Origin of the sequence: Sulfitobacter sp. 1A15299 (assembly GCF_043556915.1) — a bacterium.
Classification (GTDB): domain Bacteria; phylum Pseudomonadota; class Alphaproteobacteria; order Rhodobacterales; family Rhodobacteraceae; genus Sulfitobacter.
In genome coordinates, this window is sequence record NZ_JBIFFJ010000058.1 from 1 (window position 1) to 7422 (window position 7422).

Annotated in this window: 9 protein-coding genes; 6 read left to right on the top strand and 3 right to left on the bottom strand. The window is 64.4% G+C overall.

All coding sequences use genetic code 11. The annotated features are described in order from the left end of the window. The coding region (locus ACGYK7_RS18770) for an RpiB/LacA/LacB family sugar-phosphate isomerase (RefSeq protein ID WP_394403920.1) at positions 1 to 174 on the top strand (174 nt) is incomplete at its 5' end. Between the two features lie 81 nt (positions 175 to 255). Here the strand turns inward: ACGYK7_RS18770 and grxD are convergent. The 3 genes from grxD to ACGYK7_RS18785 are packed head-to-tail and all read right to left on the bottom strand — an operon-like array spanning position 256 to position 1204. After that, positions 256 to 618, bottom strand: a complete 363-nt coding sequence (gene grxD, locus ACGYK7_RS18775) for a Grx4 family monothiol glutaredoxin (RefSeq protein WP_394403912.1) — start codon at positions 616 to 618, stop codon at positions 256 to 258. Between the two features lies 1 nt (position 619). Beyond that, complete coding sequence (locus tag ACGYK7_RS18780; protein WP_394403913.1) at positions 620 to 964, bottom strand: hypothetical protein; 345 nt, start codon at positions 962 to 964, stop codon at positions 620 to 622. Positions 965 to 967: 3 nt separating this feature from the next. Next, complete coding sequence (locus tag ACGYK7_RS18785; RefSeq protein WP_394403914.1) at positions 968 to 1204, bottom strand: BolA family protein; 237 nt, start codon at positions 1202 to 1204, stop codon at positions 968 to 970. Positions 1205 to 1348: 144 nt separating this feature from the next. On the opposite strand from ACGYK7_RS18785, the gene ACGYK7_RS18790 reads away from it, so the two are divergent. The 5 genes from ACGYK7_RS18790 (at position 1349) to ACGYK7_RS18810 (ending at position 7213) form a co-directional block, all read left to right on the top strand. Next, positions 1349 to 2308 carry an XdhC family protein gene (locus ACGYK7_RS18790; protein WP_394403915.1) on the top strand — a complete coding sequence of 320 codons (960 nt, stop codon included), beginning with the start codon at positions 1349 to 1351 and terminating at the stop codon, positions 2306 to 2308. After that, the gene (locus ACGYK7_RS18795) at positions 2305 to 3306 is read left to right on the top strand and encodes a molybdopterin-binding protein (RefSeq protein ID WP_394403916.1); all 1002 of its coding nucleotides are present in this window, start codon (positions 2305 to 2307) and stop codon (positions 3304 to 3306) included. Before ACGYK7_RS18790 ends, ACGYK7_RS18795 begins: the two co-directional genes overlap by 4 nt. 86 nt (positions 3307 to 3392) lie before the next feature. Then, complete coding sequence (locus ACGYK7_RS18800; protein ID WP_394403917.1) at positions 3393 to 3878, top strand: (2Fe-2S)-binding protein; 486 nt, start codon at positions 3393 to 3395, stop codon at positions 3876 to 3878. 105 nt (positions 3879 to 3983) lie between these two features. Beyond that, positions 3984 to 6359, top strand: coding sequence for a xanthine dehydrogenase family protein molybdopterin-binding subunit (locus tag ACGYK7_RS18805; protein WP_394403918.1), 2376 nt, complete (start codon positions 3984 to 3986; stop codon positions 6357 to 6359). 65 nt (positions 6360 to 6424) lie between these two features. Next, positions 6425 to 7213, top strand: coding sequence for an FAD binding domain-containing protein (locus ACGYK7_RS18810; RefSeq protein WP_394403919.1), 789 nt, complete (start codon positions 6425 to 6427; stop codon positions 7211 to 7213). The last annotated feature ends 209 nt before the right edge of the window (positions 7214 to 7422 follow it).

Sequence of the window (7422 nt, forward strand, 5' to 3'; positions counted from 1 at the left end):
ACCTTCTCGGCCAAGATGATCCGGGCGCATAATGACGCGAATATGCTGTCGATGGGCGCGCGGGTGATCGGCGGCGGTCTGGCGCTCGAGATCGTGGATGCCTTTCTCGATACCGAATTCGAGGGCGGGCGGCATGGCCGCCGTGTCGATATGATCTCGGCCATCGAAGACTGAGGCACCGCCCAGCCTCACATGTAAAAACACCCCGGCGCGTAAAACCGCTCCGGGGTGTTTTCTTTGACGCGGGCGCCCGGCTTAGCCGTTGGCTTCGCGGATCTTGTCGGCAGCGTCCTTGTCGAAGGCAACGCCGTTCTCTTCGAAAAGCGTGTCCAACTCGCCCGACAGCGTCATCTCGGTAATGATGTCGCAGCCGCCGACGAATTCGCCTTTGACGTAGAGCTGCGGAATGGTGGGCCAGTCCGAGAAATCCTTGATCCCCTGGCGCAGACCTTCGTCCGCCAGCACGTTCACGTCGCTGTAGTTCACGCCCATGTAGTTCAGCACCCCGGCCACGCGGCTGGAGAAGCCGCACTGCGGCATTTCCTTGGTGCCCTTCATGAACAGAACCACATCGTTCTTGGTGATCTGTTCCTTGATCTGGCTTGCGGCATCGCTCATGTCATTCGTCCTTCGTATCTGGTTTCTTGAACGCAGCGTGATAGCGCCGCGCATAGGTTTCGTCGTCGGCCCAAGGTTTGACCTCGACCTCGGCCCCGCCGAGGAAAAAGCCGCCCCGCTTCTTGGTCCAATTCGTATGCCCGCGCTCGAGGCTTTCGTTGCGCCGCGCGGTGCTGGCCACGGCATCCAAATCCAGCGCCTCCATCCCCAGCGGCACCTTGCCGGTCTCGGGCCGGGGGGGCTGGCGCTGCGACAGCGGCACATGCCGGCCACGCCGGGTGCGGTGCTGGGCATAGGCGGTGGCGGCGATCCCGCCCACGACTGCCGCAGCGACCCAGCCCCACATCGTTTAGTCCGGGGTCCGGGTGGTCAGCGCCAGCGCGTGCAATTCGCCGTTCGATCCATCCATCTTGCCCTTGAGGGCGGCATAGACGGCGCGCTGCTGCTGGACCCGGTTCATGCCACGAAAGCTTTCGTCGACGACCATGGCCGCCATATGCACGCCGTCATTGCCTTCGACGGTGATCTTGGCGTCCGGAAAGGCCGCGCGGATCAGGTCTTCGATTTCGCTGGCTTGCATGGGCATGGAGTGGCTCCGGCTGTTGTGTGTGCTTGGGCTAGATGTAGTGCCGCTGGCCACGGCGTGCAAGGCGAAGCCGAAGGCCGGATGGCCATTGACCTTTGCCCGCAATGCGACACACTTTGCGCCCTCACGACGAAAGGACGACCGATGGACCGGATCCCCGAACAAGCGCTTGACTGGGCCGAGGCCGGACAGCCCGTGGCCCTTGCCACGGTGGTGGAAACATGGGGTTCCGCCCCCCGGCGGGCTGGCGCGCAACTGGTCGTGGCGGGCGATGGCACGATGATGGGCTCCGTCTCGGGCGGCTGCGTCGAAGGGGCGGTGGTGGTCGAGGCATTGGAGGCGCTGGAAGACGGGCGCACGCGGCTCTTGGAATACGGCGTCAGCGATGGCGATGCCTTTGCCGTGGGGCTGGCCTGCGGCGGCACGATCAAGGTGCTGGTGGAGCCGGTGGGGCCGGATGCGCTCAGCCTTGAGATGCTGCGGGAACTGGTGGCAAGGCGCGCGGCCCGTCAGCCTGTGGCCTATGAGGTGGCGTTGGACGGCAGCGACCGTCGGCTGACAGAGGCGGGGCATGATGACCGCTTTCGCCGTGACCGCTCTGGCGTGGAGGATGAAACCGGGCGGTTCATCGCCATCCACAATCCGCCGTTGCGGCTGGTGATCGTGGGTGCCGTGCATATCGCGCAGCATCTGGTGCGCATGGCGACAGAGGCGGGGTTCGATCCGATCGTCGTCGACCCGCGGGAGGCTTTCGGCTCACCCGCCCGCTTCCCCGATTGCCAAGTGGTGAACGATTGGCCCGACGCCGCGCTGCGTGGGATCGGGGTTGATGCGCGCACCGCCGTGGTCCTGCTGACCCATGATCCCAAACTCGACGATCCGGCACTGCATGTCGCGCTTGGGTCGGATGCTTTCTATATCGGCGCGCTCGGCTCGACCCGGACGCAGGCCAGCAGGCTTGACCGGCTGGCGGAAGCAGGTGTGGCGGCAGAGCAGGCGGCGCGTATCCACGGGCCGGTCGGCCTCGACATCGGCGCGGCCAGCCCGGCTGAGATCGCCGTCTCGATCCTCGCCCAGATGATCCAAAGCCTGCGCCGATCATGAGGTTCGGCTCGGTCCCTTTGAGCGCCGCTTTCGGCGCAACGCTGGCCCATTCTGTGGCCGTCGAGCAGGGGCGGCTGCGCAAGGGCCGCGTGCTGACCCAAGAGGATATCGCGGCGCTTGCCGCGGCGGGCATCGAAGAGGTGATCGTCGCCCGGCTCGATCCCGGCGATATCGATGAGAACGCAGGCGCCGCGCGGCTGGCCCATGCGCTCTGCGGTCCGGGGCTGCGGATGTCGAAACCCTTTACCGGGCGGGTGAACCTACTGGCCGATGGGCCGGGGGTGGTGGTGATGGACCGCGCGGCGCTTGAGGCGGTCAATGCCGTGGACCCGATGATCACGCTGGCCACTGTGCCCCCCTATCAGCAGATGGGCGAAAACGGTATGGTGGCGACGATCAAAATCATCTCCTACGCCCTGCCTGAACGCACAGTCGAAGCCGCCTGTGCGGCGGCGGGAGAGGGCGCCTTGCGCCTCGCGCCGCCCGTGCTGCGCGATGCCACGCTGATCGTCACCGATGTCCCCGGCGGGGCCGGAGACAAGGGCCGCGCCGCGGTGGAGGGGCGGCTGACCGCGCTGAATGTGGCCCTCCGCGATGTCGTCACCGTCCCCCATCGCAGCGCCCCGCTGAGCGAGGCGATTGCCGCGGCGGAGACCGATCTGGTCCTGATCCTCACCGCCTCTGCCACGTCGGACATCAACGACGTGGCCCCCTCCGCCCTGCGCGCGGCGGGCGGCGAGGTGACGCGCTTTGGGATGCCGGTCGATCCGGGCAATCTGCTCTTTCTCGGACAACTCGGCACCCGCGCGGTGATCGGCCTGCCGGGCTGCGCCCGTTCGCCCGCGCTCAACGGGGCGGATTGGGTGCTGTCGCGGCTGGTCTGCGGCATTCCGGTCACCAGCGCGGATATTGCGGCCATGGGCGTGGGCGGCTTGCTGAAAGAGATCCCCACGCGCCCGCAGCCGCGCAACCCCGGCAAAAGCGCGGGCGGCAGCTGAGGCAAAACCTTAAGAAAATATATGTTCTCAACTAGGGTTTGTCGTGCTTAACTGATCTCAACAAGCGTCAGACTGGGAGGAAGAATATGACACAGGTCAAGATGACCGTGAACGGCAAACCCGCGTCGGGACAGGTCGAAGGCCGCACGCTGCTGGTGCATTTCCTGCGCGATGATCTGGAACTGACCGGCACCCATGTGGGCTGCGACACCAGCCAATGCGGTGCCTGCGTGGTGCATGTGAACGGCGATGCGGTCAAGGCCTGCACCATGTTCGCGGTCGAGGCTGATGGCGCCGAGGTCGAGACCATCGAAGGGCAGGCGGCCCCCGATGGCACGCTCAACACCATCCAACAAGCGTTTCAGGATCACCACGGTCTGCAATGCGGTTTTTGCACCCCGGGGATGGTGATGTCGGCGGCGGCTTTACTCAAAGAGAACCCGAAACCGAGCGAGGCCGAGGTGCGCCATTACCTTGACGGCAACATCTGCCGCTGCACCGGCTATCACAATATCGTCAAAGCGATCATGGCGGCCAGCGGCCAAGAGGTCAGCGCGCTGGCGGCTGAGTAACGGCGTCAAGCCGGGCGGGCCGGTGATGGCGGAGGGAGGACCGCCAGAACCGGAGGCCGCGTGACGGATCAGGTGCATCGCACCGCCACCAAACGGGAGGATATTATGCCAAAGGATTTTGAACCGACGAGCGGCATTGGGGCCAGCAGCAAACGGCGGGAGGATGTGCGCTTTCTCACCGGGGCGGGGCGCTATACCGATGACATCAACCTGCGCCGCCAGACCCATGTGTTTTTCCTGCGCTCGGATGTGGCCCATGGGCGGCTGACCGGGGTCGATACCTCTGCCGCCGAAGGCATGCCCGGCGTGCTGAAAATTTTCACCGGCGCGGATTTCGCCGAAGTGGGCGGGATGCCTTGCGGCTGGCAGGTGACCGACAAACACGGCCAACCCATGCAGGAGCCGAAACACCCCGTACTGGCCCATGAGAAGGTCCGCCATGTGGGCGAGCCCATCGCCGCCGTGGTGGCCGAGACGCTGGCGCAGGCCCGCGACGCCGCCGAGGCGATTGTCGTCGACATCGACGAGTTGCCCGCCGTGGTGAACATGAAAGACGCGGTGAAAGAGGATGCGCCCAGGGTGCATGACGATCTGACCAGCAACCTCTGCTACGACTGGGGGTTCGTGGAGGAGAATAAGGAGGCGGTGAACAAGGCTTTCGACGACGCCGCCCATGTCACCACGCTGGAGCTGGTCAACAACCGCCTCGTCGCCAACCCGATGGAGCCGCGCGTGGCCATCGGCGAATACAACCGCTCGGACGGGGAACACACGCTCTATACCACCAGCCAGAACCCGCATGTGATCCGCCTGCTGATGGGCGCCTTCGTGCTGGGCATCCCCGAGCATAAGCTGCGCGTGGTGGCCCCGGATGTCGGCGGTGGTTTCGGCACCAAGATCTTCCACTATCAGGAGGAAGCCTTTTGCACCTTCGCCGCCAAGGCGGTGGGGCGGCCGGTGAAATGGACCTCGAGCCGCTCGGAAGCCTTCATGTCTGACGCCCATGGCCGGGATCATGTCACCAAGATCGAATTGGCGCTGGATGCGGAGAACAATTTCACCGCGATCCGCACCGATACCTATGCGAACATGGGGGCGTACCTCTCGACCTTCGCGCCCTCGGTGCCGACATGGCTGCACGGCACGCTGATGGCGGGTAACTATAAAACGCCGCTGATCTATGTGAACGTCAAGGCGGTCTTTACCAATACCGTGCCAGTCGATGCCTATCGCGGGGCCGGTCGGCCCGAGGCGACCTATCAGTTGGAGCGTCTGATCGACAAGGCCGCACATGAGTTGCAGGTCGACCCGATCAAACTGCGCCGCCAGAACTTCGTGACGGAGTTTCCCTATGCAACCCCGGTGGCGGTGGAATATGACACGGGCGACTACAATGCCACAATGGACAAGCTCGAAGAGATCGCGGACCATGCCGGTTTTGAAGCCCGGCGCCGTGAGAGTGAGGCGAAGGGCAAGCTGCGCGGCTTTGGTGTGAACTGCTACATCGAGGCATGCGGCATTGCGCCGTCGAACCTCGTGGGCCAACTCGGCGCGCGGGCAGGGCTCTATGAGAGCGCCACGGTAAGGGTCAATGCCACCGGCGGCTTGGTCGTGATGACCGGCAGCCACAGCCATGGGCAGGGGCATGAGACCTCTTTTGCGCAGGTGGTGGCCGATATGATCGGCATCGACGAGAATATGGTTGAGATCGTCCATGGCGATACGGCGCGTACACCGATGGGCATGGGCACCTATGGTTCCCGCTCGCTCGCGGTGGGCGGCAGCGCCATGGTGCGCGCGACCGAAAAAATCATCGCCAAGGCCAAGAAGATCGCAAGCCACCTTCTGGAAGCCTCGGAAGGGGACATCGAGTTGAAGGATGGCGCCTTTAGCGTTGCGGGCACGGATAAATCCGTGGCTTGGGGCGATGTGACGCTCGCGGCCTATGTGCCACATAACTACCCGTTGGAGGAGATCGAACCGGGGCTTGAGGAAACCGCCTTTTACGACCCGTCGAACTTCACCTATCCGGCGGGGGCATACGCCTGTGAGGTCGAGTTGGACCCCGAGACCGGACATGTCACGGTCGAACGCTTCACCGCCGCCGATGATTTCGGCAATGTGGTGAACCCGATGATCGTGACGGGCCAAGTCCACGGCGGTCTGGCCCAAGGTATCGGTCAGGCGCTGTTGGAGAACTGCGCCTACGACGAGGACGGCCAACTGCTTAGCGCGTCTTACATGGATTACGCCATGCCGCGCGCAAGCGATTTGCCGTTTTATGACGTGGATCACTCCTGCCAGACGCCTTGCACGCACAACCCCTTGGGCGTGAAAGGCTGCGGGGAGGCGGGGGCAATCGGCTCGCCGCCTGCGGTGGTCAACGCGGTGCTCGATGCCATGCGCTCGGGCGGGAAGGACATCGGCCATATCGACATGCCGGTCAGCCCCGCGCGGGTCTGGGAGGCGATGAATGGCTAAGCGCCTGCTGAAGATTGGTTTGAGAAAAGAGGCGACGCTCGGGCGGCCTCTGGGAAGGATGAAAGATGTATGATTTCGAAGTAGTGCGCCCCGGCAGCGTGGCGGATGCGGTCAAGGCTTTGGGGCAGGAGGATGCGCAACCGCTGAGCGGCGGGCAGACGTTGATCCCCACGCTGAAGGCGCGGCTGGCGATGCCTTCGATTTTGGTATCGCTGGCGGGGATCGATGCGCTCAAAGGGGTTGAGATGCGCGATGGGGCGCTGTGGATCGGGGGTGGCACGACCCATGCCACGGTGATGCGCGAGGCGGCGGAGAGTTACCCGGCGCTCGCCAGCCTCGCCGCAAGGATCGGCGACCCGGCAGTGCGCAACCGGGGCACCATCGGCGGATCGCTCGCCAATAACGACCCTTCTGCCTGCTACCCGGCGGGCGCTTTGGCCAGCGGCGCGACCATTGAGACCGACCGCCGCGAAATTGCTGCGGATGACTATTTCCAAGGCATGTTCACCACCGCGCTTGAGGAGGGCGAGATCGTCACCGGCGTCCGCTTCCCCATCCCTGAAGCCGCGCATTACGAGAAGTTCATTCAGCCTGCCTCGCGCTTCCCGCTTGTTGCGGCCTATGTTGCACGGTTTGGCGATGGGGTGCGCGTGGCGATCACCGGCGCGTCGAACGACGGCGTCTTCCGCTGGACCGAGGCCGAAGCTGCACTGTCGGAGCGGTTCGCGCCGGAGGCGTTGGAGGGGCTAACCCTCGACGCGGGCGATATGATCAGCGATTTGCACGGCAGCGGCGCCTACCGCGCCCACCTTTGCGGCGTAATGACCCGCCGCGCGGTGGCCGCCATCGCCTGATAGCCGATAACACCCCGTAAACCTTTGCCGCGTCCTCCTCGGGGGGCGCGGTATTTTCTTGGGGTAAGCTATTGATATTGGATAGCGGAACCAGCGGCCCCATTATGCGTTGGGTGACAAGCGCTGCCCGAACGGCGTTCCCGTAATGATGAGGACGTGAACATGAAAAACCTACTGAGATCTACGACTTCGCTGGGTCTGAGCCTTGC